The sequence below is a fragment of the Klebsiella sp. R390 genome, from assembly GCF_051131745.1.
In the GTDB taxonomy this organism is placed as follows: domain Bacteria; phylum Pseudomonadota; class Gammaproteobacteria; order Enterobacterales; family Enterobacteriaceae; genus Klebsiella.
Genome location: NZ_CP180445.1, coordinates 3292064 through 3314613 on the forward strand (window position 1 = coordinate 3292064; position 22550 = coordinate 3314613).

The 22550-nt window shown below is 55.9% G+C and carries 22 protein-coding genes; 11 read left to right on the forward strand and 11 right to left on the reverse strand.

Annotation, left to right across the window (positions count from 1 at the left end):
• The first annotated feature begins 100 nt into the window (after nucleotides 1–100).
• The 5 genes from pnp to mtr all read left to right on the forward strand — a co-directional run bounded on the left by pnp (nucleotide 101) and on the right by mtr (nucleotide 6751).
• Nucleotides 101–2236, forward strand: coding sequence for a polyribonucleotide nucleotidyltransferase (gene pnp / locus ACMYSP_RS15380; RefSeq protein ID WP_123756335.1), 2136 nt, complete (start codon nucleotides 101–103; stop codon nucleotides 2234–2236).
• A 108-nt stretch (nucleotides 2237–2344) separates the two neighbouring features.
• Nucleotides 2345–3229, forward strand: a complete 885-nt coding sequence (gene nlpI / locus ACMYSP_RS15385; RefSeq protein ID WP_123756336.1) for a lipoprotein NlpI — start codon at nucleotides 2345–2347, stop codon at nucleotides 3227–3229.
• 103 nt (nucleotides 3230–3332) lie between these two features.
• The gene (gene yrbN, locus ACMYSP_RS15390) at nucleotides 3333–3413 is read left to right on the forward strand and encodes a protein YrbN (RefSeq protein WP_099001532.1); all 81 of its coding nucleotides are present in this window, start codon (nucleotides 3333–3335) and stop codon (nucleotides 3411–3413) included.
• On the forward strand, nucleotides 3406–5364 hold the full coding sequence (locus ACMYSP_RS15395; RefSeq protein ID WP_434582921.1) for a DEAD/DEAH family ATP-dependent RNA helicase: 1959 nt from the start codon (nucleotides 3406–3408) through the stop codon (nucleotides 5362–5364). The genes yrbN and ACMYSP_RS15395 overlap by 8 nt, the downstream gene beginning before the upstream one ends.
• Before the next feature lie 142 nt (nucleotides 5365–5506).
• A complete protein-coding gene (gene mtr, locus ACMYSP_RS15400; protein WP_434582924.1) occupies nucleotides 5507–6751 on the forward strand; it encodes a tryptophan permease in 1245 nt (414 codons plus the stop codon).
• A gap of 52 nt (nucleotides 6752–6803) precedes the next feature.
• On the opposite strand, the gene ACMYSP_RS15405 is transcribed toward mtr, so the two are convergent.
• The 3 genes from ACMYSP_RS15405 to ubiU all read right to left on the reverse strand — a co-directional run bounded on the left by ACMYSP_RS15405 (nucleotide 6804) and on the right by ubiU (nucleotide 9836).
• Nucleotides 6804–7811, reverse strand: coding sequence for a luciferase-like monooxygenase (locus ACMYSP_RS15405; protein ID WP_434582926.1), 1008 nt, complete (start codon nucleotides 7809–7811; stop codon nucleotides 6804–6806).
• 142 nt (nucleotides 7812–7953) lie between these two features.
• Nucleotides 7954–8832, reverse strand: coding sequence for a U32 family peptidase (locus ACMYSP_RS15410; protein WP_434582927.1), 879 nt, complete (start codon nucleotides 8830–8832; stop codon nucleotides 7954–7956).
• Nucleotides 8833–8840: 8 nt separating this feature from the next.
• Entirely contained in the window at nucleotides 8841–9836 is a 996-nt protein-coding gene (gene ubiU / locus ACMYSP_RS15415; protein ID WP_434582929.1) for a ubiquinone anaerobic biosynthesis protein UbiU, read from the reverse strand.
• Nucleotides 9837–10059: 223 nt separating this feature from the next.
• Here ubiU and ubiT point away from each other — a divergent pair, with 223 nt between their 5' ends.
• A complete protein-coding gene (gene ubiT / locus ACMYSP_RS15420; protein ID WP_434582930.1) occupies nucleotides 10060–10584 on the forward strand; it encodes a ubiquinone anaerobic biosynthesis accessory factor UbiT in 525 nt (174 codons plus the stop codon).
• A complete protein-coding gene (locus ACMYSP_RS15425) occupies nucleotides 10578–11081 on the forward strand; it encodes a GNAT family N-acetyltransferase (RefSeq protein WP_434582932.1) in 504 nt (167 codons plus the stop codon). Before ubiT ends, ACMYSP_RS15425 begins: the two co-directional genes overlap by 7 nt.
• On the opposite strand, the gene ACMYSP_RS15430 is transcribed toward ACMYSP_RS15425, so the two are convergent.
• A complete protein-coding gene (locus ACMYSP_RS15430; RefSeq protein WP_434582934.1) occupies nucleotides 11068–11352 on the reverse strand; it encodes a GIY-YIG nuclease family protein in 285 nt (94 codons plus the stop codon). The two genes, ACMYSP_RS15425 and ACMYSP_RS15430, sit on opposite strands and share 14 nt — an antisense overlap.
• 55 nt (nucleotides 11353–11407) lie before the next feature.
• Between ACMYSP_RS15430 and ACMYSP_RS15435 the strand changes: the two genes are divergently transcribed.
• The 3 genes from ACMYSP_RS15435 (at nucleotide 11408) to ACMYSP_RS15445 (ending at nucleotide 13663) form a co-directional block, all read left to right on the forward strand.
• Nucleotides 11408–11845, forward strand: a complete 438-nt coding sequence (locus ACMYSP_RS15435) for a YhbP family protein (RefSeq protein WP_434582936.1) — start codon at nucleotides 11408–11410, stop codon at nucleotides 11843–11845.
• 90 nt (nucleotides 11846–11935) lie between these two features.
• Complete coding sequence (locus tag ACMYSP_RS15440) at nucleotides 11936–12580, forward strand: NAD(P)H-binding protein (RefSeq protein WP_434582937.1); 645 nt, start codon at nucleotides 11936–11938, stop codon at nucleotides 12578–12580.
• Between the two features lie 45 nt (nucleotides 12581–12625).
• Nucleotides 12626–13663 carry a permease gene (locus tag ACMYSP_RS15445; RefSeq protein WP_434582938.1) on the forward strand — a complete coding sequence of 346 codons (1038 nt, stop codon included), beginning with the start codon at nucleotides 12626–12628 and terminating at the stop codon, nucleotides 13661–13663.
• A 47-nt stretch (nucleotides 13664–13710) separates the two neighbouring features.
• On the opposite strand, the gene dolP is transcribed toward ACMYSP_RS15445, so the two are convergent.
• Genes dolP through ACMYSP_RS15465 form a run of 4 tightly spaced genes read right to left on the reverse strand, consistent with a single transcriptional unit; the run spans nucleotide 13711 to nucleotide 17334 of the window.
• Complete coding sequence (gene dolP / locus ACMYSP_RS15450) at nucleotides 13711–14286, reverse strand: division/outer membrane stress-associated lipid-binding lipoprotein (protein WP_123756348.1); 576 nt, start codon at nucleotides 14284–14286, stop codon at nucleotides 13711–13713.
• 9 nt (nucleotides 14287–14295) lie between these two features.
• Nucleotides 14296–14886 (reverse strand): DnaA initiator-associating protein DiaA, encoded by a 591-nt coding sequence (gene diaA / locus ACMYSP_RS15455; protein WP_002918211.1) that lies wholly within the window; start codon nucleotides 14884–14886, stop codon nucleotides 14296–14298.
• A gap of 22 nt (nucleotides 14887–14908) precedes the next feature.
• The gene (locus ACMYSP_RS15460) at nucleotides 14909–15295 is read right to left on the reverse strand and encodes a YraN family protein (RefSeq protein ID WP_434582941.1); all 387 of its coding nucleotides are present in this window, start codon (nucleotides 15293–15295) and stop codon (nucleotides 14909–14911) included.
• Entirely contained in the window at nucleotides 15253–17334 is a 2082-nt protein-coding gene (locus ACMYSP_RS15465; RefSeq protein WP_434582942.1) for a penicillin-binding protein activator, read from the reverse strand. The genes ACMYSP_RS15460 and ACMYSP_RS15465 overlap by 43 nt, the downstream gene beginning before the upstream one ends.
• Nucleotides 17335–17397: 63 nt before the next feature.
• On the opposite strand from ACMYSP_RS15465, the gene rsmI reads away from it, so the two are divergent.
• Nucleotides 17398–18258, forward strand: coding sequence for a 16S rRNA (cytidine(1402)-2'-O)-methyltransferase (gene rsmI / locus ACMYSP_RS15470; protein ID WP_434582943.1), 861 nt, complete (start codon nucleotides 17398–17400; stop codon nucleotides 18256–18258).
• Nucleotides 18259–18291: 33 nt separating this feature from the next.
• Here the strand turns inward: rsmI and ACMYSP_RS15475 are convergent, their stop codons facing one another.
• The 3 genes from ACMYSP_RS15475 to ACMYSP_RS15485 form a co-directional block, all read right to left on the reverse strand.
• Nucleotides 18292–20181 carry an enterotoxin gene (locus tag ACMYSP_RS15475; protein ID WP_434582944.1) on the reverse strand — a complete coding sequence of 630 codons (1890 nt, stop codon included), beginning with the start codon at nucleotides 20179–20181 and terminating at the stop codon, nucleotides 18292–18294.
• A 93-nt stretch (nucleotides 20182–20274) separates the two neighbouring features.
• A complete protein-coding gene (kbaY, locus tag ACMYSP_RS15480) occupies nucleotides 20275–21147 on the reverse strand; it encodes a tagatose-bisphosphate aldolase subunit KbaY (protein WP_434582946.1) in 873 nt (290 codons plus the stop codon).
• Nucleotides 21148–21159: 12 nt separating this feature from the next.
• A complete protein-coding gene (locus ACMYSP_RS15485) occupies nucleotides 21160–22314 on the reverse strand; it encodes an SIS domain-containing protein (protein ID WP_434582947.1) in 1155 nt (384 codons plus the stop codon).
• Nucleotides 22315–22550: the final 236 nt, after the last annotated feature.

The window sequence follows — 22550 nt, forward strand, 5'->3', positions numbered from 1 at the left end:
GACGGGTAAAGGTTGTCATTAGTCGCGAGGATGCAAAAGATCGGGTCAACGATGCTATGTCGTGGATATAGCGTCACCAATTGATATAAAGGATAGAATCTTGCTAAATCCGATCGTTCGTAAATTCCAGTACGGCCAACATACCGTCACCCTGGAAACCGGCATGATGGCTCGTCAGGCCAGTGCCGCTGTCATGGTGAGCATGGATGACACTGCGGTATTCGTTACCGTTGTTGGTCAGAAAAAAGCTAAACCAGGTCAGGACTTCTTCCCGCTGACCGTTAACTACCAGGAACGTACCTACGCAGCCGGTAAAATCCCGGGTGGCTTCTTCCGTCGTGAAGGCCGTCCGAGCGAAGGCGAAACCCTGATCGCGCGTCTGATTGACCGCCCGGTTCGTCCGCTGTTCCCGGAAGGCTTCGTCAACGAAGTTCAGGTTATTGCTACCGTTGTTTCCGTTAACCCACAGGTTAACCCGGATATCGTCGCCATGATTGGTGCTTCCGCGGCTCTGTCCCTGTCTGGTATCCCATTCAACGGTCCTATCGGTTCCGCACGTGTTGGCTACATCAACGACCAGTACGTACTGAACCCGACTCAGGATGAGCTGAAAGAAAGTAAACTCGACCTGGTTGTTGCCGGTACCGAAGCCGCCGTACTGATGGTGGAATCCGAAGCAGAACTGCTGAGCGAAGACCAGATGCTGGGCGCCGTGGTCTTTGGCCATGAGCAGCAGCAGATTGTTATTCAGACCATCAACGACCTGGTGAAAGAAGCGGGCAAACCGCGTTGGGACTGGCAGCCTGAAGCCGTCAACGAAGCGCTGAACGCACGCGTTGCCGCACTGGCTGAAGCTCGTCTGAGCGACGCTTACCGTATCACCGACAAGCAAGAGCGTTACGCGCAGATTGACGCGATCAAAGCTGAAGTCATCGCTACGCTGGTTGCAGAAGACGAAACCCTGGACGCTAACGAACTGGGTGAAATCCTGCACGCTATCGAGAAAAATGCCGTTCGTAGCCGCGTACTGGCAGGCGAACCGCGTATCGATGGTCGTGAAAAAGATATGATCCGTGGTCTGGACGTTCGTACTGGCGTTCTGCCGCGTACTCACGGTTCTGCACTGTTCACCCGTGGCGAAACGCAGGCGCTGGTTACCGCGACCCTGGGTACTGCACGTGATGCACAGAACATTGATGAACTGATGGGCGAGCGTACTGACTCCTTCCTGTTCCACTACAACTTCCCTCCGTACTCCGTTGGTGAGACCGGCATGGTAGGTTCACCGAAGCGTCGTGAAATCGGTCACGGTCGTCTGGCTAAGCGCGGCGTGCTGGCCGTTATGCCGACCACTGAAGAATTCCCGTACACCGTACGTGTGGTTTCTGAAATCACCGAATCTAACGGTTCTTCTTCTATGGCTTCCGTGTGTGGTGCTTCTCTGGCGCTGATGGATGCTGGCGTGCCGGTGAAAGCCGCCGTTGCTGGTATCGCAATGGGCCTGGTGAAAGAAGGCGACAACTACGTTGTTCTGTCTGACATTCTGGGTGACGAAGACCACCTGGGTGATATGGACTTCAAAGTAGCGGGTTCCCGCGACGGTATCTCTGCACTGCAGATGGATATCAAAATTGAAGGTATCACCAAAGAGATCATGCAGGTTGCGCTGAACCAGGCTAAAGGTGCACGTCTGCACATCCTGGGCGTTATGGAGCAGGCGATTAACGCGCCGCGCGGCGATATCTCTGAATTCGCACCGCGTATCCATACCATCAAGATCAGCCCGGACAAGATCAAAGACGTTATCGGTAAAGGCGGTTCCGTCATCCGTGCGCTGACCGAAGAAACCGGCACCACCATCGAAATCGAAGATGACGGTACCGTGAAAATCGCAGCAACTGATGGTGACAAAGCACAGCACGCTATCCGTCGTATCGAAGAGATTACTGCTGAGATCGAAGTGGGCCGCGTCTACAATGGTAAAGTGACCCGTATCGTAGACTTTGGCGCATTCGTTGCCATTGGCGGCGGTAAAGAAGGTCTGGTTCATATCTCTCAGATCGCCGACAAGCGCGTTGAGAAAGTGACCGATTACCTGCAGATGGGTCAGGAAGTACCGGTTAAGGTACTGGAAGTTGACCGCCAGGGCCGCGTTCGTCTGAGCATTAAAGAAGCAGCTGAACAAACTCAGCCTGCCGCTGCACCGGAAGCTCCGGCTGCTGAGCAGGGCGAGTAAGATTGCCGTTTGCCCTCCGCTCTGGCGGAGGGCTTATTACGGGCAGGACGCCTTGTTTGCAGTCGGGGAACTGGACGTTCATCCAATCGTTGTCTTCGGGAGTGGGAAATGAAGCCTTTTTTGCGCTGGTGTTTCGTGGCGACAGCTCTCACGCTGGCAGGATGCAGCAACTCTGCCTGGCGTAAGGACGCAGTCCTCGCGGTGCCATTGCAACCGACTTTGCAGCAAGAAGTGATTCTGGCGCGCATGGAACAAATTCTTGCCAGTCGGGCTTTAACCGATGACGAACGCGCACAGCTTTTATATGAGCGCGGAGTGTTGTATGATAGTCTCGGTCTGAGGGCATTAGCGCGAAATGATTTTTCACAAGCGCTGGCAATCCGACCAGATATGCCTGAAGTATTCAATTACTTAGGCATTTATTTAACGCAGGCAGGCAATTTTGATGCTGCCTATGAAGCGTTTGATTCTGTACTTGAGCTTGATCCAACTTACAACTACGCGCACTTAAATCGCGGCATCGCTCTGTATTACGGCGGTCGTGCTAAGTTAGCGCAAGATGATCTGCTGGCGTTTTATCAAGACGATCCCAATGATCCTTTCCGTAGTCTGTGGCTTTATCTCGCCGAGCGCAAACTCGACGAGAAGCAGGCACTTGAAGCACTGAAACAGCGCTTCGACAAATCGGATAAAGAACAATGGGGATGGAACATTGTCGAGTTCTACCTTAACGATATTAGCGAAAAAACGCTGATGGATCGTTTGAAGGCAGACGCAACGGATAACACCTCGCTCGCTGAGCATCTCAGTGAAACCAACTTCTATTTAGGTAAGTACTACCTAAGTCTGGGGGACAGGGACAGCGCTACGGCACTGTTCAAACTGGCGGTCGCAAACAACGTCCACAACTACGTTGAGCACCGATACGCATTGTTGGAATTATCGCTCTTGGGCCAGGAGCAAGATGACCTGGCAGAATCGGACCAGCAATAGCTGACGAACACACATCAGCCCATTTTTTGTTTGCCATCACCTTAGCGGGTGAGGGCGTTGTTGTTCGTTAATACACCTACTTTGAGCCGGTTCACACTTTTCAATGAAAATTACTCTAAATTTTCACGTTGAGTTATGTAGACTGGCCGCCATTAATTTTGAGGCACACGTACTACATGGCTGAATTCGAAACCACTTTTGCAGATCTGGGCCTGAAGGCTCCTATCCTTGAAGCCCTTAACGATCTGGGTTACGAAAAACCATCTCCGATCCAGGCTGAGTGCATTCCGCATCTGCTGGGCGGCCGCGACGTTCTGGGTATGGCCCAGACCGGTAGCGGTAAAACTGCAGCGTTCTCTTTACCGCTGCTGAACAATCTTGATCCTGAGCTCAAAGCACCGCAAATTCTGGTGCTGGCGCCGACCCGCGAACTGGCGGTACAGGTTGCTGAAGCGATGACGGAATTCTCTAAACATATGCGCGGCGTAAACGTGGTAGCCCTTTACGGCGGCCAGCGTTATGACGTGCAGCTGCGTGCTCTGCGCCAGGGACCACAGATCGTCGTCGGTACCCCGGGTCGTCTGCTGGACCACCTGAAACGCGGTACGCTGGATCTCTCTAAACTGAGCGGTCTGGTGCTGGATGAAGCTGACGAAATGCTGCGCATGGGCTTCATCGAAGACGTAGAAACTATTATGGCTCAGATCCCAGAAGGTCATCAGACCGCTCTGTTCTCTGCCACTATGCCGGAAGCGATCCGTCGTATTACCCGCCGCTTTATGAAAGAGCCGCAGGAAGTGCGCATCCAGTCCAGCGTAACGACTCGCCCGGACATCAGCCAGAGTTACTGGACTGCTTACGGCATGCGTAAAAACGAAGCGCTGGTGCGTTTCCTGGAAGCGGAAGATTTTGATGCGGCGATTATCTTCGTTCGTACCAAAAATGCGACCCTGGAAGTGGCAGAAGCGCTGGAGCGTAGCGGTTATAACAGCGCCGCGCTGAACGGCGACATGAACCAGTCCCTGCGTGAGCAGACTCTGGAGCGTCTGAAAGATGGTCGTCTGGACATCCTGATTGCAACCGACGTTGCGGCTCGTGGCCTCGACGTTGAGCGTATCAGCCTGGTTGTTAACTACGACATCCCGATGGACTCAGAATCTTACGTTCACCGTATCGGCCGTACCGGTCGTGCGGGTCGTGCTGGTCGTGCGCTGCTGTTCGTTGAGAACCGTGAACGCCGCCTGCTGCGTAACATCGAACGCACCATGAAGCTGACGATTCCAGAAGTAGAACTGCCGAACGCAGAGCTGCTGGGCAAACGCCGTCTGGAAAAATTCGCCGCGAAAATTCAGCAGCAGCTGGAAAGCAGCGATCTGGATCAGTACCGTGCGCTGCTGGCGAACATCAAGCCATCCGCTGAAGGTGAAGAACTGGATATCGAAACTCTGGCCGCAGCACTGCTGAAAATGGCTCAGGGTGAGCGTCCGCTGATTCTGCCGCCGGATGCACCGATGCGTCCTAAGCGTGAGTTCCGCGATCGCGACGATCGTTTCGAGCGTCGTAACGATCGTAATGACCGTGGCCCGCGTGGCGACCGTCCGGAACGTGGTGGTGAAGATCGTCCTAAGCGCGAGCGTCGTGACGTGGGTGATATGGAACTGTATCGCATTGAAGTGGGCCGTGATGATGGCGTTGAAGTTCGTCACATCGTTGGCGCTATCGCTAACGAAGGCGACATCAGCAGCCGTTACATCGGTAACATCAAGCTGTTTGGTACCCACTCCACTATCGAACTGCCGAAAGGCATGCCGGGCGAAGTTCTGCAGCACTTTACTCGTACCCGCATCCTGAACAAGCCGATGAACATGCAGCTGCTGGGCGATGCTCAGCCGCGTCCGGACCGTGGCGGCGAGCGTCGTGGCGGTGGTGAACGTCGCGAAGGCGGTCGTGCATTCGGTGGCGAACGTCGTGAAGGCGGCCGTAATTTCAGCGGTGAGCGTCGCGAAGGTGGCCGTGGTGATGGTCGTCGTTTCAGCGGCGAACGTCGTGAAGGTCGTGCACCGCGTCGTGATGATGCAGCTGCACCGCGCCGTGAAGATTCCGCTGGTCGTCGTCGTTTCGGTGGCGATGCGTAATTAGCGCACTCCGCTAGCGTAAAGTAAATGATACAGCCCCGATCGTAATGATTGGGGCTTTTTTTATTCCTTTTGTACTCGTGTACTGGTACAGTGCTTCGCGTTAATAACCAAAAGCATGATTGACTGGAGATTGCGTTAAATGGCGACACTTACCACTACGGCAACCCGACCGTCCCTGTTTGGCGGCGTGGTGATTATCGGCGGGACCATTATTGGCGCGGGCATGTTTTCGCTGCCGGTGGTCATGTCCGGTGCGTGGTTCTTCTGGTCGCTGGCAGCTCTGGTCTTTACCTGGTTTTGTATGCTGCACTCCGGGCTGATGATTCTGGAAGCAAACCTGAACTACCGCATTGGTTCCAGTTTTGACACCATCACCAAAGACCTGCTCGGCAAAGGCTGGAACCTGATTAATGGGCTTTCCATTGCCTTCGTCCTTTATATCCTGACCTACGCCTACATTTCGGCCAGCGGTTCGATCCTGCACCATACGTTCTCCGAGCTTTCGCTAAACGTGCCGGCACGGGCGGCAGGCTTTGGGTTTGCAGTGCTGGTCGCCTTTATCGTCTGGTTGAGTACCAAAGCGGTGAGCCGGATGACGGCGATTGTACTGGGCGCAAAAGTCATCACCTTTTTCCTGACCTTTGGAAGCCTGCTGGGACATGTTGAACCGACGACGTTGTTTAATGTTGCCGAAAAAAATGCCTCCTACACGCCGTATCTGCTGATGACGCTGCCGTTTTGCCTGGCTTCTTTTGGCTACCACGGTAATGTGCCTAGCCTGATGAAGTATTACGGCAAGGATCCGCGCACCATCGTCCGTTGCCTGGTGTACGGCACGCTGCTGGCGCTGGGGCTGTATGTCATCTGGTTGCTGGTGACAATGGGCAATATTCCACGTCCGGAGTTTGTCGGTATTGCTCAGAAGGGCGGTAACATTGACGTGTTGGTGCAGGCGCTGAGCGGCGTACTCAACAGCCGTAGTCTGGACCTGCTGCTGGTCGTGTTTTCAAACTTCGCGGTTGCCAGCTCGTTCCTTGGAGTGACTCTGGGCCTGTTTGACTATCTGGCCGATCTGTTTGGTTTTGATGATTCTGCGCTGGGGCGTTTTAAAACGGCGCTGCTGACCTTTGTTCCACCGGTGATTGGCGGCCTGCTTCAGCCCGATGGTTTTCTATATGCCATCGGCTATGCCGGGTTAGCGGCGACCATCTGGGCGGCGATTGTGCCGGCGCTACTGGCCCGCGCTTCACGCAAGCGCTTCGGTAGCCCACAGTTTCGCGTCTGGGGTGGAATGCCGATGATTGTGCTAATTCTGCTGTTTGGTGCCGGAAACGTGGTGGTCCATTTCTTATCGAGCTTTAACGTCCTGCCAGTTTATCAATAATTTCAACGCTTCCCGGGTGGTATGACTGCCAGCCGGGAAGCGCAAACCGACGTTAACCCAGCAATTCCTCTTTCACCTGCATCGCTAACTCAAACGAATGCAGCCGTGCCTGATGATCGAAGATCTGGCCGTTCACCATTAGCTCATCGGCCTGGGTATCACGCAGTATAGATTCCAGCCCATGGCGAATCTTCGTTTTATCCCCGACCAGCGACATGCTCAGCGCCTGCTGCACGCCGTACTGCTCAGACGCGGACCACAGCTGGTGCATATTCTCCACCGGCGGCGGTAGCTGGCCGGTTTCGCCGCGGCGCAGTTTCACAAACGCCTGCTGCATCGAGGTAAACAGGAATTCCGCATCACGGTTGCTGTCGGCAGCAATGATATTAATGCACACCATGGCATACGGCTGTGCTAACCGCGCTGACGGTTTGAATTGCGTCCGGTAGAGATGCAGGGCCTGCAACAGCATGTCCGGCGCGAAGTGTGAGGCGAAGGCAAAAGGCAGCCCAAGCTGCGCCGCCAGCTGGGCGCTGTACAGGCTTGAACCGAGCAGCCACACCGGGATCTTTTCCCCGTAGCCGGGCACCGGGCGCACGTGCGGATTAGGATCGCGGGCATCAAACCAGTCCACCAGTTCGGCAACGTCGCGCGGGAAATTGTCGACATCTCCGCTCATATGGCGGCGCAACGCGCGCATTGTCGGCTGGTCACTGCCCGGCGCGCGGCCAAGGCCGAGGTCAATTCGTCCGGGATAGAGCGTATTCAGGGTACCAAACTGCTCGGCAATCACCAGCGGCGCGTGGTTGGGCAGCATGACGCCACCGGAGCCCAGGTGCAGCGTAGTGGTGTTGGCGGCAAGATAGCCGATAAGCACCGACGTTGCTGCGCTGGCGATCCCGACCATATTGTGGTGCTCCGCCAGCCAGTAGCGTTGATAGCCGCGTTTTTCAGCCAGCTGTGCGAGATCCAAAGAGTGGGAAAAGGCTTCTTGTGCAGAAGATCCTTGTGGGATCGGCGCCAGATCGAGCACCGAGAACGGAATAGATTTGTCAGTCATAAAGGCTCACTTTGTTACAGCATCGTCATCAGATTGAAGGTCTTCTTCCAGCCTGGCGCATTCAGCAGGCGCCAGCCAGAAAAGCTGCAGCGTTAATACTGCATGAAAAAACGAGACGTGTTGTTAACAAAGTGAGCTTTTTTCAGGATTGCAGCTCCAGCCCGGCCAGCCGCTTCCAGTAACCGTTACAATCGCTGTTGGCGGTCAGCGGCAGTGGTGAAGTGCCGTTTTCATTGGCGCGGAAGGCATCCAGCATAGCAAAGGTCTCATTGCCAAGCGGCGACAGGCGTACCATATCAACCAGCCCCTGCATCGATGCCAGCTCGTTACCCAGGTTGTACACATAGCCGCTCATGGTCTGGATACCGTTCAGGACGAAGACCTGCTGATTCTCCTGTGACAGCACGCTGCGCCCGTTCGGATACTTAATGCAGCAGGTTTCGCATTCGTCTTTCGGGCGGTCTTCGGAGCGTGCGGTAAAACAGCGGGCAGAGTAGGCCAGCGGCAGATGGCCGTAGCTCAGCACTTCCACTTCAAACCGATCGCGGATCCCCAGCTCTTCACACTGCGCGAGCAGGTTCACCAGCCAGTCGCGGGAAAGCTCAACCGGCATGCACCAGCGCACCATCCCCTGTTTCTGTAGTAAACGCAGGGTGACGGCGTTATAGCAGTTGAGCGCATGACCGGCGACAAACGGCAGTCGACGCTCGGCACACATATTCACCACGCCGAGGTCGCTGGCTTCGATCAGAAATTCGCCGTTATCGACATAGCGTTTCAGCTCGCCTAGCTCCGAGGAGGCCTGTACAAGCGCGAGAGTGGAGAGCACCACCTGCTTGCCGCTGCCGGCGAGGGCTTTTGCCATCTCCAGCCAGTCACCCACTTTGGTGGCACGACGTTTACTGCATACCGCTTCGCCCAGATAGATGGTATCGGCGCTGGAGTTGGCTGCCTGCTGGTAAAAATCGTCCAGCGTCTCTTTTGACCAGTAGTAAAGCACCGGCCCTAACGAATATTTCATCACGTTTCTCACTGCCATTTACGGTGGTAGGCGCCAAGAGTGGTTTGCGTCCCTTCAGACATTGCGCCGAGCGTCTCCATCCACGCGGACTGCGGGACAAAGTGCTGGGGATCGGCTTTGCAGCGATCGATCGCCTGGCGCCAGACTTTCGCGACCTGGGTGACGTAGGCGGGGCTGCGCTGACGGCCTTCAATTTTCACCGACGCAATATTCGCCGCCATCAGTTCCGGCAGCAGCTCCAGCGTATTCAGGCTGGTTGGCTCTTCGAGCGCATGATAGCGCTCGCCATCCACCAGATAGCGGCCTTTGCACAGTGTCGGATAGCCGGCGTTTTCGCCATCCTGATAACGGTCAATCAGAACTTCGTTCAGGCGTGACTCCAGCCCCTGAGGCGTTTGTTGCCAGCGAACAAAGCGCGCAGGTGAACAGGCGCCGACGGTATTTGGCGATTCGCCAGTCAGATAAGAGGAGAGATAGCAACGGCCTTCCGCCATGATACACAGGCTACCGAAGGCGAAAACCTCCAGCGGAACCGGCGTGGTGCGCGCCAGTTGCTTCACCTGATGAATCGAGAGCACCCGTGGCAATACCACCCGGGCGACGTCGAAATTACGGTGATAGAAACGCACCGCCTCTTCATTAGTGGCTGAGGCCTGCACCGAAACGTGGCGCTCAATGTGCGGATAGCGCTCGGCGGCGTACTCCAGCATGGCGATGTCGGCCAGAATTAAGGCATCGGCACCCAACTGTGCTGCCATGTCTACCGCACGTTGCCAACGGATGTAACCGTCAGGGTGCGCAAAGGTATTGATCGCAATATGCAGTTTACGACGATGCTGATGAACAAAGCTGACGGCTTCCTGCAGTTTCTTTTCGGTGAAATTCAGACCGGCAAAGTGGCGGGCGTTGGTGTCATCTTTCAGCCCTATATAGACGGCATCGGCGCCGTTTTCGATGGCCGCCTTAAGTGCCGGAAGATTACCGGCTGGGCAGAGCAGCTCCATAATTTTTCCTGGAAAAATGCGGCCCGGAGGGACGCTAATTAGGGTTAATGAGCAGGGATTTTAGTTAACCTTCTGGTGACAATTCTTGATTTGAGGCAGTTAAAAGCGTATTGACGGATTCAATAATAGGAACCTGTCGACGCGATTTTGTTGATTTACGCCGCTATGTCGTTTATTTGATATGGCACAATAGTGAAACTATTGCTTTCATGGAGTAAGGCTTGTGTTGGATAAATTGCGTTCCCGGCTGGTCCACTTTGGCCCGTCTTTACTGAGCGTGCCGGTTAAGCTGGCGCCTTTTGCCCTCAAGCGCCAGGTGCTGGAGCAGGTGTTAAGCTGGCAGTTCCGTCAGGCACTGGAAGATGGCGAGCTGGATTTTCTCGAAGGCCGTTGGTTAAGTATTAATGTGCGTGATATCGGTCTGCTGTGGTATACCTCGGTGAGCGAAGGACGGCTGGTCGTTAGCTCAATGGCGCAGGCCGACGTGAGCTTCAGCGCCGATGCCAGCGATCTGCTGATGATTGCCGCGCGTAAACAGGATCCGGATACGCTGTTTTTCCAGCGTCGGCTGGTGATTGAAGGCGATACCGAGCTGGGGCTGTATGTAAAAAACCTGATGGATGCCATCGAGCTGGAGCAGATGCCGAAAGCGCTACGCGTGATGCTGCTGCAAATGGCGGACTTTGTTGAAGCCGGGCTAAGCAGCCCGCAGAAACCTGAACAGACATCGGTAGGTGAGGCATGCTGATTCGAGTTGAAATTGGGATTGATGCACCGGGAATCGACGCCTTATTGCGTCGTACGTTTGGCAATGAGGCTGAAGCACAGCTGGTGCACGATTTACGTGAAGACGGCCTGATCACGCTCGGCGTGGTCGCGACCGACGACGAAGGGCAGATTATCGGCTATGTTGCCTTCAGCCCGGTCTCTGTCGAAGGCGAAGAGCTGCAATGGGTTGGTCTGGCCCCGCTGGCGGTGGACGAAAACTACCGCGGGCAGGGTATCGGCAGCCAGCTGGTTTACGAAGGGCTGGATTCCCTGAATGAATTTAGCTATGCCGCTGTCGTCACTTTAGGTGACCCGGCCTTCTACGGCCGCCTGGGCTTTGAGTCGGCAGCCCGTTTCGATCTGCGCTGCCGCTGGCCAGATACCGCCGAGGCTTTTCAGGTTCGTCCTCTGGCCGAAGACGCGCTGGAAGGCGTGCATGGCCTGGTGGAGTACAGCGACCACTTCAACCGCTTCTGAGGCTCTCCAGCAAGGTCTCGAAAGAACCATCACCGGCAACGAGGCGCTCTTTCTGGCGCTTCGTTAGCTGCTTGATGCGGTACTCGAGCCGTAGTGCAAGTGAGTGTTCACCAACTTCCTGGCTAAACGCCAGCTGCAGCACACCTTTTCCCCGTAACGCTTTCGCCCCCTTACCCTCCTGATGCTGGCAAAAACGACGTGAGACATCGGTCGTAATCCCGGTATAGAGGCGATTATCGGCGGTACGTATCAAATAAAGAAACCAGAGCACGGTAGCAAGATCGGTATGTTAAGGTGGATGCACCATAGCATACTGGAGAGTAAAGATGGATACGCTTGCTGCGATCGGCCGCTGGCTGAGCAAACAGCACGTTATTACCTGGTGTGTTGCCAGCGAGGGCGAATTGTGGTGCGCCAACGCGTTTTATGTGTATGACCCGCAACGCGTCGCCTTTTATCTCCTCAGCGATGACAACACCCGACACGGGCGGATGAGCGGCCCTCGCGCGCAGGTTGCCGGTACCGTGAATGGCCAGCCGAAAACCGTCGCTCTGATCCGTGGCGTCCAGTTTAAAGGTGAAATCCGCCGCCTTTCTGGCGACGAGGAAGCGGCGATGCGCAAGCGCTATGTCAGCCGTTTTCCGGTGGCCAGGATGCTGCCAGCGCCAGTCTGGGAAATCCGTCCTGATGAACTTAAATTTACCGATAATACCCTGGGCTTTGGCACCAAACTGCACTGGCTACGCGATGCCGAAGGCGCGTAAAACCCGGCAGGCGTGCAGAATCTCATACTGACTGCATACTGTGGAGAGTGCGGTTGCCGCCGCGGTAGAGTGATTTTTTCTGGAGGTAGGATGAGTCGGGTCTTGATTACCGGGGCGACCGGGTTAGTTGGTGGGCACTTACTTCGAATGCTGATGCAGACGCCGGGCATCACGGCGATCGCCGCAGCAACCCGCCGCCCGCTGGCGGATGCCGCAGGGGTGTTCAATCCTCACGACCCGCAGCTGAGCGATGCGCTGGCGCAGGTGGTCGATCCGATTGATATCGTGTTCTGCTGTCTGGGTACCACGCGGCGGGATGCGGGCAGCAAAGCCGCATTTGTTCAGGCGGACTACACGCTGGTGGTGGATACCGCGTTGACGGGCCTGCGCCTCGGCGCGAAGCATATGCTGGTGGTCAGCGCGATGGGTGCCGATGCGCATTCGATGTTTTTCTACAACCGGGTAAAAGGTGAGATGGAAGCGGCGTTGCGCGCGCAGCCGTGGCAGCAACTGACAATCCTGCGCCCCTCGATGCTGCTTGGGGAACGCGAAAAAACCCGGGCCAACGAAGCGCTGCTGGCGCCGTTGTTCAGCCTGTTGCCGGGGAACTGGAAATCAATCCGCGCCAGGGATGTGGCCCAGGTGATGCTGAGCGAAGCGCTTGCGCCCGCGCAGCAGGGTGTTACGATTCTGCCCTCGGCAAAACTGCGTGAAATTGCGGCCAGCGAAGCGTAGTATTCTGCGCTTCACGTTATCACCACATTTTTCCTGGGGAATGCTATGGCTGGTCAGTCTTCATCTCAGGCGGCAACACCGTTTCAATGGTGGAAACCCGCACTCTTTTTCCTCGTCGCGATCGTGGGTCTGTGGATCGTTAAATGGCAGCCGTACTACGGCAAAGCGTTTACGGCTGCAGAAACCCACAGCATCGGCAAATCTATCCTCGCTCAGGCTGACGCCAACCCGCTGAAAGCGGCATGGGACTATGCGCTGGTCTACTTTTTGGCGGTCTGGAAAGCGGCGGTGCTTGGCGTCCTGCTAGGCTCGTTGATTCAGGTGCTGATCCCGCGCAACTGGCTGCTACGCACGCTGGGGCAAACGCGGTTTCTCGGGACGCTCTCCGGCGCGCTGTTCGCGCTTCCCGGCATGATGTGTACCTGCTGCGCCGCGCCGGTGGCGGCGGGGATGCGTAAGCAACGGGTGTCGATGGGCGGTGCGCTGGCGTTCTGGATGGGCAACCCACTGCTGAACCCGGCGACGCTGGTGTTCATGGGATTTGTGCTGGGCTGGCAGTTTGCGCTGATTCGGCTTGTGGCGGGGCTGGCGACGGTGCTGATTGTGGCGACGCTGGTTCAAAAATGGGTGAAAGAGGCGGCAACAGAGCCTTCAACCGTGCCCGTTATCGACGAGAGCGAACCAGGCCACTTTTTCTCCCGCTGGCTGAGCGCGCTGTGGACGCTGTTCTGGAGCACGATCCCGGTCTATATCCTGGCGGTGCTGGTGCTGGGTGCCGCACGTGTCTGGCTGTTCCCACATGCCGATGGCGTGGTTGGTAACACGCTGTTCTGGGTTATCGCGATGGCAATTGCCGGCTGTCTGTTTGTTATCCCGACGGCGGCAGAGATCCCTATCGTGCAGACCATGATGCTGGCGGGAATGGGGGTTGCACCAGCGCTGGCGCTGCTGATTACCCTGCCTGCGGTCAGCGTGCCGTCGTTGATTATGCTGCATAAGGCATTTCCGGCGAAGGCGCTGTGGTTGACCGGTGGGCTGGTGGCATTGTGCGGTGCGGTAGTTGGGGGAGTCGCTTTAATCTGATGGCCTTCCCGGGAGCGGTGCGTAGCGCCGCCCCGGGGGCCTGAGACTTACTTGATGTAGGTAAAGGCGGTTGTCACGCGAGACACGCCGCTGACCCGGCTGGCGATATCCGCCGCTGCACGACCTTCGCGATCGGTGACCAGCCCCATCAGGAACACTTCGCCATTCTCGGTTGTCACTTTGACGTTCGACGATTTCACTTGATCGGTCCCCAGCAGTTGGGAACGCACTTTGGTGGTAACCCACGTATCGGAAGAGGCGGTGCCTAAGCCAATCGGCTGACCCTGGCGGACTTCGTTAAACACTTCCGTGGTCCCTTCGACACCCATCGCAATTTGTTTCGCGCGTGCGGAAAGGTCTGATGTCGGTGACTGACCGGTCAGCAGGACTTTACCCTGGTAGGCCGTGACGTTAATCCGCGCCTGTTTCTTAATCTGTTCGTCTTTCGATAGCGCGCTGTTGACGCGCAGTTCCAACGTGCTGTCATCAACCTGGGTTCCGACCGTACGCGGGTCCGTGGCGGCTTTGGTGCCGACAGCTGCGGTTCCGACTACCGCTGCGGCAACGCATCCTTGTAGCAGTAGTGCAGACAGAATGATGGCGAGGGGCGAGAGAGCCTTCATGTGTTCTCCTTAATCGTCCTGGTGTGGAAAAAGCGTGTTATCAATCAAATCGCACAGGCAGTTGACGGTGAGCATATGCATCTCCTGAATTCGCGCGCTGCGATGAGAAGGAATGCGGATCTCGACATCCTGCTGGCCCAACAGACCTGCCAGCTCACCACCGTCGTAGCCGGTCAGCGCGACAATAGTCATGTCGCGGGTCACCGCCGCTTCAACGGCTTTCACAATGTCCCGGCTATTGCCGCGCGTGGAGATCGCCAGCAGGACATCGCCTGCGTGACCCAACGCGCGCACCTGCTTGGCATAAATCTCGTCATGCAGGCGATCGTTGGCAATTGCGGTTAAGACCACATTATCGGTATTTAGTGCAATGGCGGGTAAACCAGGGCGCTCTGTTTCAAAACGATTAATCATGCTGGCAGCAAAATGCTGTGCGTTGGCGGCAGAGGTGCCATTGCCACAACAGAGGATTTTGTTGCCATTAAGCAGCGACTGCACAAGCGTCATGGCCGCACGGGAGATGGCATCCGGGAGTGCTTCCGCTGCTGCAATTTGGGTTTGAATGCTTTCAGTGAAGCAGGCTTTAATTCTATCGAGCACGGGATCCCTTAATTCATTTACGCTATTCGCCAAAGGCGTTTTTCAGCCATTGGATGTCGTTTCCGGTGAAGGCTACCACATCGAAACGGCAATCCACAGTGTCAAAGCTCCCATTATGCCGGGAGAGCCACAGACGGGCGGCCTGCAGGAGCTTTTGTTGTTTTCTTTGCGTGACGCTGGCGGCAGCATCACCGTAGCGGGCATTGCGACGATAGCGCACTTCCACAAACACGGTGGTCACACCATCGCGCATGATGAGGTCAATTTCGCCGCCTCGCTCACGGGCGTTGGCGGCGACAAACCGAAGTCCTTGATCTTCCAGCCACCGACGCGCCTGGTTTTCCCAGGCGTCGCCGGTCTGCTTGGTTAGTTGGCTGAGACGACCTGTCCGTGCTGGTACTTGAGCCATGACAATTTCCTGGTGATCACACAGTCAGGCGTGGCCGTCAGATCGCCGGTATTGCCGTTCAGCTCGAAGCCCGGGGTCTGGCGCATCTGGGAGAAATGGTTAGCCAGCGACCAGGCATCCGCCCCCATCGCATACAGGCGAGCCAGCGAATAATCGTTACGTACGGCAGAGAGCGCCTGCTGCATCAGTGCCGGGTTGCTGCCGGCCAGCATCGGGATCTCACTATACTGCAAACCTTCCATCTCCAGACGGAAATCGGGGCCTGCGGTGCCCTGAGCGCTGCGGGAGCTGGCGTACAGGGTGGTGCCGCTTTGGCTGCCGTTGCGCAGAGCAATCATCGGTTTGATGTAGCCAATCTGCTCTGGTGTGGCGAGGATCCAGGTCGCATCAACGCCGCCTGAGCTGCTGACTGGCACATCTTCCGCGCTACCGAGGGTGCTGTCCTGCGCTGACGGCAGCGTTGACACCGGCGTACCGGTCAATGAGATACCGCTGTTCACGCTGGATTTCAGCTCGGCGGTGGAGCCGAAACGCTGCTGTAGGACGGTTCCGCCACCCAGTTTTAGCCATTCGTTAGCGAAAGCGCTTACCACACGATCGCCGAGGGCGCCGCGCGGCGCCAGCAGCAGCGGCGTTTGTTTACCTTGATCGTGGATATGACGCGCCGCATCGCGGGCTTCATCTTCCGGCGACAGCGCGAAGTAGCAGATATTCGCGCGGTTTTCGACTTTCTCCGGCTGGTTCAGCGCCAGCACGTTCAGCGAGGTATTGCTCTTGATAACATCCTCGACGTTATCTTTGAGCAGCGGCCCGACGACGATGGTCGCGCCGTCCTGCTGCACCTGCGCTAACAGCTGGCTCATCGGTTGAGAGCTGGTGTCATAAATTTTCAGTTCTGCCGCCGGGTTGGCCGGGGTCGCCGCCACGCCCTGAACCGCAGGCGTAGTGACCGCGGGTTGTTCGGTTGAGGTGGCGGTGGTATCGCTGGTGGTAGCCGGAGCTGGCGTTGTCGTCGGCGGGGCCTGGTCGGCGGCCGGGGCCTGCACCGGCGCCTGGGTGGTACCGGTGGTGGTCAGGTCGGTTACTTCGGCCTGGGAAGGGCTAACGACGTCGTTGGTTGCGACATTTGCCGCCTGGGCGACCTGCGCAGGAACGGCGCTGCCGGCGACGACAGGCGCGCCATTTTTGGCGGCTTCAAATCCTTGCTGAATGGTACGGCCAAATACGGCGGCCTGGCCGTTTAAGGGCAGCAGCAGGGCAATCTTATTGACCGAGGCCGGCTGATAATTTTGCATATTCACCAGCGCCGTCGGCAGCATTTTGGCGCCTGGGTTCTGCGGATAGCGGGTCTGCCAGTCTTTCACACCGGCTTTGAGCATGGTGGGATCGTTGCGGTTATCAAACCACATACGCTGTAGATCCAGCCACCCTTGCAGGACGTTTTCATCCGCGTTGATCACCAGCGCGTTGGCCTGATCCTGGGTCATGGTGGTGAGCGCTTTCCAGGTGGCATCGATATTCTGCTGCTGCTGTTTCGGCTGAGTCAGCAGCGGCTGCTGGGCAATGAGCGCTCGTAGCAGAGAAATAGACGGGCGGCCCTGGCTGGCATCGATTTGCGCCTGCCAGTAACGCGACTGCTGATGTTGCTCCAGGCTGGCCGGATCAAGCTTATCCAGCAGCGCCTGGGCGCCCTGGAAATCGTTCATCGCCAGTTTTACTTCCACGGCCAGCAGGGACTGCTCCCGGGCCTGTGCGGCGTTGAGATTTGATGGTAGCTGGTTGAACAGGTCAACGGCCTGCTGTTTTTTACCTTCCTGCAGCAGCGCATGAATGGCGAGTAATTGCCAGTTGGTCTTGCTATCATTCGAGCTTTGCTGCATTTGTTGCAGGTAATAACTGGAATCTGCCTGTGCTGTACCCTGTAAAAACGCCGTGCTTTGATCCGGGGTATGGGTGCCGCAGCCAGCAAAGATCAGAGCGGCCAGCAGTACGGGCAGACAACGCGCGGGTTTAGAACGAAGAAATGTTGACGGTACCATATGTATCCAGTGATATTTTTTTGGCTCAATGCTCAATATTAATTCGGCAATACGGACGAGACAATGAAACAACACGAATCAGCAGATAATTCTCAGGGACAGCTCTATATTGTGCCCACTCCGATAGGAAATCTGTCTGATATCACGCAACGTGCTCTGGAGGTGTTGCAAGCTGTTGATTTAATTGCGGCAGAAGACACCCGTCATACCGGTTTGTTGCTCCAGCATTTTGCGATTAACGCCCGTTTATTTGCGCTGCACGACCATAATGAGCAGCAAAAAGCTGAAACACTTCTGGCGAAATTGAAAGACGGACAGAACATTGCGTTGGTTTCGGACGCCGGGACGCCGCTGATCAACGATCCGGGCTATCACCTTGTACGCACCTGCCGCGAAGCAAATATTCGCGTAGTTCCCCTACCGGGGCCGTGTGCGGCAATCGCGGCGTTGAGCGCAGCTGGCTTGCCCTCCGATCGTTTTTGCTACGAAGGCTTCCTGCCCGCCAAATCAAAAGGCCGTCGCGATACGTTGAAGGCGCTGGAAGAAGAACCGCGCACCATTATCTTTTATGAATCAACGCACCGCCTGCTGGAAAGCCTGGAAGATATCTGTACGGTACTGGGCGAATCCCGCTATGTGGTACTGGCGCGCGAGCTGACCAAAACCTGGGAATCGATCCACGGCGCACCCATTGGGGAGCTGCTGGCGTGGGTGAAAGAGGATGAGAACCGTCGTAAAGGCGAAATGGTGCTGATCGTCGAAGGGTTTAAAGTGCAGGAAGAAGCGCTTCCCGCAGATGCGCTGCGTACCCTGGCGTTGCTGCAGGCGGAACTGCCGCTGAAGAAAGCCGCTGCGTTGGCCGCCGAAATTCACGGCGTGAAGAAAAACGCGCTGTATAAGTATGCCCTGGAGCAGCAGGGGTAAAAGAGCGGCCCGGTAAACCGGGCCGGTTCGCTTTTATTTCACCGGTGTTGCTTCAAAGACCAGCGTTTGCAGTGGCTGTAGCGTCACCACGACGGCATCCTGGTAATTCTCCGGAAGCGTTGCGTTGCTGCCATAGACGGCTTTCATCGTGAAATGCGTCGCTTCTCCACGAGGGATTTCAAAGTCCTTCGTCAGATTCAGATAGTAGTTTTGCGGCTTATCAGAAGGGTTACGCAGGCCCAATATGGCCTTGTCTTTGTTCCAGGAAGCCCAGCCGTAGACCTCAAGCGCAGTCGGATCGCCGCCGACCCAGTGGGTGTCTACCAGCACATGCGCGTTTTCACGCGACCATTTTGCGGCTTGTGCCAGCACGTCCCATTTGGCGTTGTTTAACATCGATGGTGTGATGTAAAGCTCCTGTAGCTGGGTACCCGTGGCGAAATAGCTCCATACCTGATCGGCAAAATCGCTGTCCGTTTGCACTTTTTCCAGCCCGTAATAGGCATTCTCCGCACTCACAATTCCATGATACATCAGGGAATTTAGCGGGAATAACGGGCCTTTTCTCACGATTGATCGGTAGGTTTCTGCATCGCGGTAGGTCATCCACTGTTGCACTGCCGTCCCGGGACCATACAGATTGATATCATCTCCCTGGCGCCAGATAGAATCAGCATAAAACAGCCATGATGGGCTGGCATCGGTACCGGTCGTCAGGTTGATAAACAGATTCGGATTGGCGCTGCGCATGTTGTGCAAGAGGGCGATAGAGGCATCAAAGTCGGAAGCGAATGGGCTACCTTTAATATGCGAGTTGGCGTTACCCATCCCGTCCAGTTTGAAGGACGTGATGTGCTCGTTCTTAATCAGACCGGCGATTTGTTCATTGAAGTTTTTGAAGTAGTTCGGCCCGGAGAGTGCCAGTTTGCCGTCAACTGTTTCAAAACCATACTCTTTGGCATGTGAAACGCGAATATCGCGCGGCTTATTGTAGCCGCCCCACGGTGAGAGCCACAAACCGACAGAGCTGTGCATGCTGTCAGCCTTCTCTTTAACCTTGCCGAAACCACCACTGAACGCCGGACCAAATAGCCATCGTCCGGTACGATCGTCCCAGCCGTCATCCAGCAGGAAAGCATCCAGCGGTACGCCGCGACCGGTAATAAACGCTTTATTCCATTCATCCATCCGTCCTAGCACGTCCTGCTCGCTGTAGGTGGTAAAGAAGCCGATATCCATCCAACTGTTGTAGTGCAGATAAGGCTTGTATGGACGTGGACGTACGGCATCAATAAACAGGTTTACGCTGCGGCGGAGCTGGTTGGTTTCCGCTACGGTACCAAACCAGGTGGTGTAGCTGACCGGTGTTTCCGGCTGGATAGGGGTTTTTAGCTCGACGTTAAGGTTCGTGGTGCCTTCATAGGCGTAGGTATTGACGATAGGTTTATCCGGCAGCATGAAAAAGGTATCGGCAATAATCGGCGAGCTATTAATTGCGCCATCTACGTAGGGCGCCTGCGACTGCTTTTTGGTAGGGAAGAAGGTGATTTTCGCGACGTTCTGCGCTTTGCCGACCGCGGCAATAGTGTAATCGATACTGGCATACTTACCCTTCAGCAGGTTCAGCGTCATGGTGACGTTGAAATCAGGATGGGTGTATTCCACCACCAGCGCGTTCTCTTTTTTTTCAACCTGTTTGATTTTGAAGTCAGCGGTATGGATAACGGTCTCATCCGGCAGGGTCAGAAAGAACGGCTCCTGAGGCGAGAGCTGATGGCTGGAATGGGTATCTTTAACGACCACCGCAGAGTTGGCATCATCGAATGAGAAAGCCATATTGTCGTTATTCAGTGCGTAATTTGCCGCCAGGGCACTATGAGAGATAAAGAGAGTGAGCAATGAAACATTGAGCGCTTTGTTCATGGGGCACAGGTCCTTTATTTTTTTGTTTTATCAGAGGTAGCCAGCGTTATCCTGTCGCGAATAACGCTGTGGAACGGATGCGGACAACGGGTATCAGGCTTCAGTAGGCAGCAGCAGGCGGTTTGCCGAACCGCAGACGGTGATTTTGCTTCTGACCACCTCTTTCATGGCGTCCATGCCGACGCGCATGTAATAACGAGGATCGTTGCCCTGCGGGTTGTCGGCGAACCATTTTTTAACCGCTGCGGCAAACGCGATTTTCAGCTCGGTGGCGACGTTGACTTTGCAGACCCCCAGCTCGATGGTGCGGCGAACATAGTCGTCAGGGACATCGCTCGCGCCGTGCAGGACCAGGGGCACGTCAACGACTTCACGAATTTCCCCCAGACGGTGAAAATCAATTTTTGGCGTTTTGGTATACAGTCCGTGCGCGGTGCCGATAGCGACCGCCAGACTATCGACGCCGGTCAGCTCGACAAATCGCCCCGCCTCCTGCGGGTCGGTCAAAAATGCACTTTCTGCATCCACGCTCATATCATCTTCCACCCCGCCCAGGCGACCGAGTTCTGCCTCTACGCTGCAATCGCGCGCGTGACAAAAATCCACGACCGATTTCACCAGCTTTACATTCTCGGCAAACGGGAAGTGGCTACCGTCAATCATCGCGCTGCGCACGCCGGCGTTAACCTTGCGGCGGATATCATCCAGCGTTTCATGGTGATCGAGATGCAGCGCCAGCGGCATCTCATAGCTGGTGGAGTAAGCGCTACACAGCGCGTAGAGCTCTTCCAGCGCGATATGCTTAAAGGTACCCGGCGTGCCGGCAAGGATCACCGGCGATCGCATTTCGCTGCAGACTTCGAGGATCGCCTGGATCGTCTCGGCGTTATGAATGTTAAATGCAGGTACCGCATAGCCTTTTGCCTGGGCATCCAGCAGAAGATATTTCGTAGAAATAATGCTCATGATGCGCTCCTCTCAAGCATTCCAGGGGTGAATGACGACGCCTTGCACCACGCGGTTAACGGTACCGCTGGCGGAAGGCGTATCCGGGGTATTGCCCACGCTGATGGATTGCGCGAGTGCGAACGCCTGGGCATACATCAGGAAGCAGAAAGCCTGCTCGACGTCGATAAAAGTGCGGGAAGGCGGCAGCAGGATGTGTGGGCCTGCTGCGACAGGGTCAGCGGCTTCGTCGGCAATCGCTACCACGCGCATTGCCTGTTTGTCGCGACGCAGTTCAGCCAGCAGGTCGAGATCGTACTGGCGTGTGTATGGATGGCTGGAGACAAATACCACCACCAGCGTTTCGTTATCCACCAGTGATTTCGGCCCGTGACGAAAGCCGGTTGGAGAGTCATAAAATGCCGCCAGCTTACCGGCGGTTAGCTCGAGGACCTTGAGGGCCGATTCGCGCGCTGCGCCCTGTAATCCGCCGCTGCCGAGATAGACGATCCGTTTCCATGGCTCATTGCCAAATACGCCGTCGCTAAACTCGCCGAGCGACGAAAGGATCGTTTGACAACGATCCGCCACGTCGCGGAATGACCTGCTGTTGATCGCATCGGGCGCGAATACCGCAAGGCAGCTTGCCATCATGGTGGTAATACTGCTGGTCATCGCGAAGCCGCGGTCGTGCGTTTCTGCCGGCATCAGTAGCGCAAAGGCGTTGTCGCTGTTTACCGCGTTTTGATACAGGCTGCCGGCTTCATTACAGGTAATCGACAGGTGATAACAGTGCGGGACGAACTGATTGGCCAGTTCTACCGCGGCGACGCTCTCCGGGCTATTGCCAGAGCGGGCGAAGGAGACCAGCAGCAGCGGGTGAGCGGCGTTCAGATAATCCATCGGATTGGTGACCAGGTCGGTCGTTGGCACCGCGCTGATGTTTTTTCCGGTGTGGCGCGATAGCCAGGGCGAAATGATCTCACCGATAAAGGCGGAGGTTCCTGCCCCCGTCAGAACAATCCGCAAGTCGTCTTTTTGCAGCAAGGGCGTGAGGAAGTCGTCGATCGCTGAACGGCGATTGTCGATATTGGCCAGCGAGCGGATCCAACTGGCGGGCTGTTGACGGATTTCGGTTTCTGTCCAGGTGCCGGTCGCGGCGGAGGTAGCGGTATAGGTTTCAGGCATAACTCAGTCCTTAGTCGTGTGAATTCCACATCAGACGCTGGCAAAATTGTCGCTATCTTTCGTTTCGTTTCACTTATTCATGTAAGTAGTTAGATAAAATCTATAGGAAAGAAATCGAAAGTTCAATCAATGCGATGAGAAATAAAACGAAATATGTGAGCAAAACACAATGAATGTGTCTATGTGCATGATAAACAGATATTTAATTGAATTACTGCTGACGGGTCATGCTATGA

Coding starts and splice junctions, on each gene's coding strand:
- nlpI (WP_123756336.1), top strand. CDS start 2,345: ATGAAGCCTTTTTTGCGCTGGTGTTTCGTGGCGACAGCTCTCACGCTG.
- yrbN (WP_099001532.1), top strand. CDS start 3,333: ATGAAAATTACTCTAAATTTTCACGTTGAGTTATGTAGACTGGCCGCC.
- ACMYSP_RS15395 (WP_434582921.1), top strand. CDS start 3,406: ATGGCTGAATTCGAAACCACTTTTGCAGATCTGGGCCTGAAGGCTCCT.
- mtr (WP_434582924.1), top strand. CDS start 5,507: ATGGCGACACTTACCACTACGGCAACCCGACCGTCCCTGTTTGGCGGC.
- ACMYSP_RS15405 (WP_434582926.1), bottom strand. CDS start 7,811: ATGACTGACAAATCTATTCCGTTCTCGGTGCTCGATCTGGCGCCGATC.
- ACMYSP_RS15410 (WP_434582927.1), bottom strand. CDS start 8,832: ATGAAATATTCGTTAGGGCCGGTGCTTTACTACTGGTCAAAAGAGACG.
- ubiU (WP_434582929.1), bottom strand. CDS start 9,836: ATGGAGCTGCTCTGCCCAGCCGGTAATCTTCCGGCACTTAAGGCGGCC.
- ACMYSP_RS15425 (WP_434582932.1), top strand. CDS start 10,578: ATGCTGATTCGAGTTGAAATTGGGATTGATGCACCGGGAATCGACGCC.
- ACMYSP_RS15435 (WP_434582936.1), top strand. CDS start 11,408: ATGGATACGCTTGCTGCGATCGGCCGCTGGCTGAGCAAACAGCACGTT.
- ACMYSP_RS15440 (WP_434582937.1), top strand. CDS start 11,936: ATGAGTCGGGTCTTGATTACCGGGGCGACCGGGTTAGTTGGTGGGCAC.
- ACMYSP_RS15445 (WP_434582938.1), top strand. CDS start 12,626: ATGGCTGGTCAGTCTTCATCTCAGGCGGCAACACCGTTTCAATGGTGG.
- dolP (WP_123756348.1), bottom strand. CDS start 14,286: ATGAAGGCTCTCTCGCCCCTCGCCATCATTCTGTCTGCACTACTGCTA.
- ACMYSP_RS15460 (WP_434582941.1), bottom strand. CDS start 15,295: ATGGCTCAAGTACCAGCACGGACAGGTCGTCTCAGCCAACTAACCAAG.
- ACMYSP_RS15465 (WP_434582942.1), bottom strand. CDS start 17,334: ATGGTACCGTCAACATTTCTTCGTTCTAAACCCGCGCGTTGTCTGCCC.
- rsmI (WP_434582943.1), top strand. CDS start 17,398: ATGAAACAACACGAATCAGCAGATAATTCTCAGGGACAGCTCTATATT.
- ACMYSP_RS15475 (WP_434582944.1), bottom strand. CDS start 20,181: ATGAACAAAGCGCTCAATGTTTCATTGCTCACTCTCTTTATCTCTCAT.
- kbaY (WP_434582946.1), bottom strand. CDS start 21,147: ATGAGCATTATTTCTACGAAATATCTTCTGCTGGATGCCCAGGCAAAA.
- ACMYSP_RS15485 (WP_434582947.1), bottom strand. CDS start 22,314: ATGCCTGAAACCTATACCGCTACCTCCGCCGCGACCGGCACCTGGACA.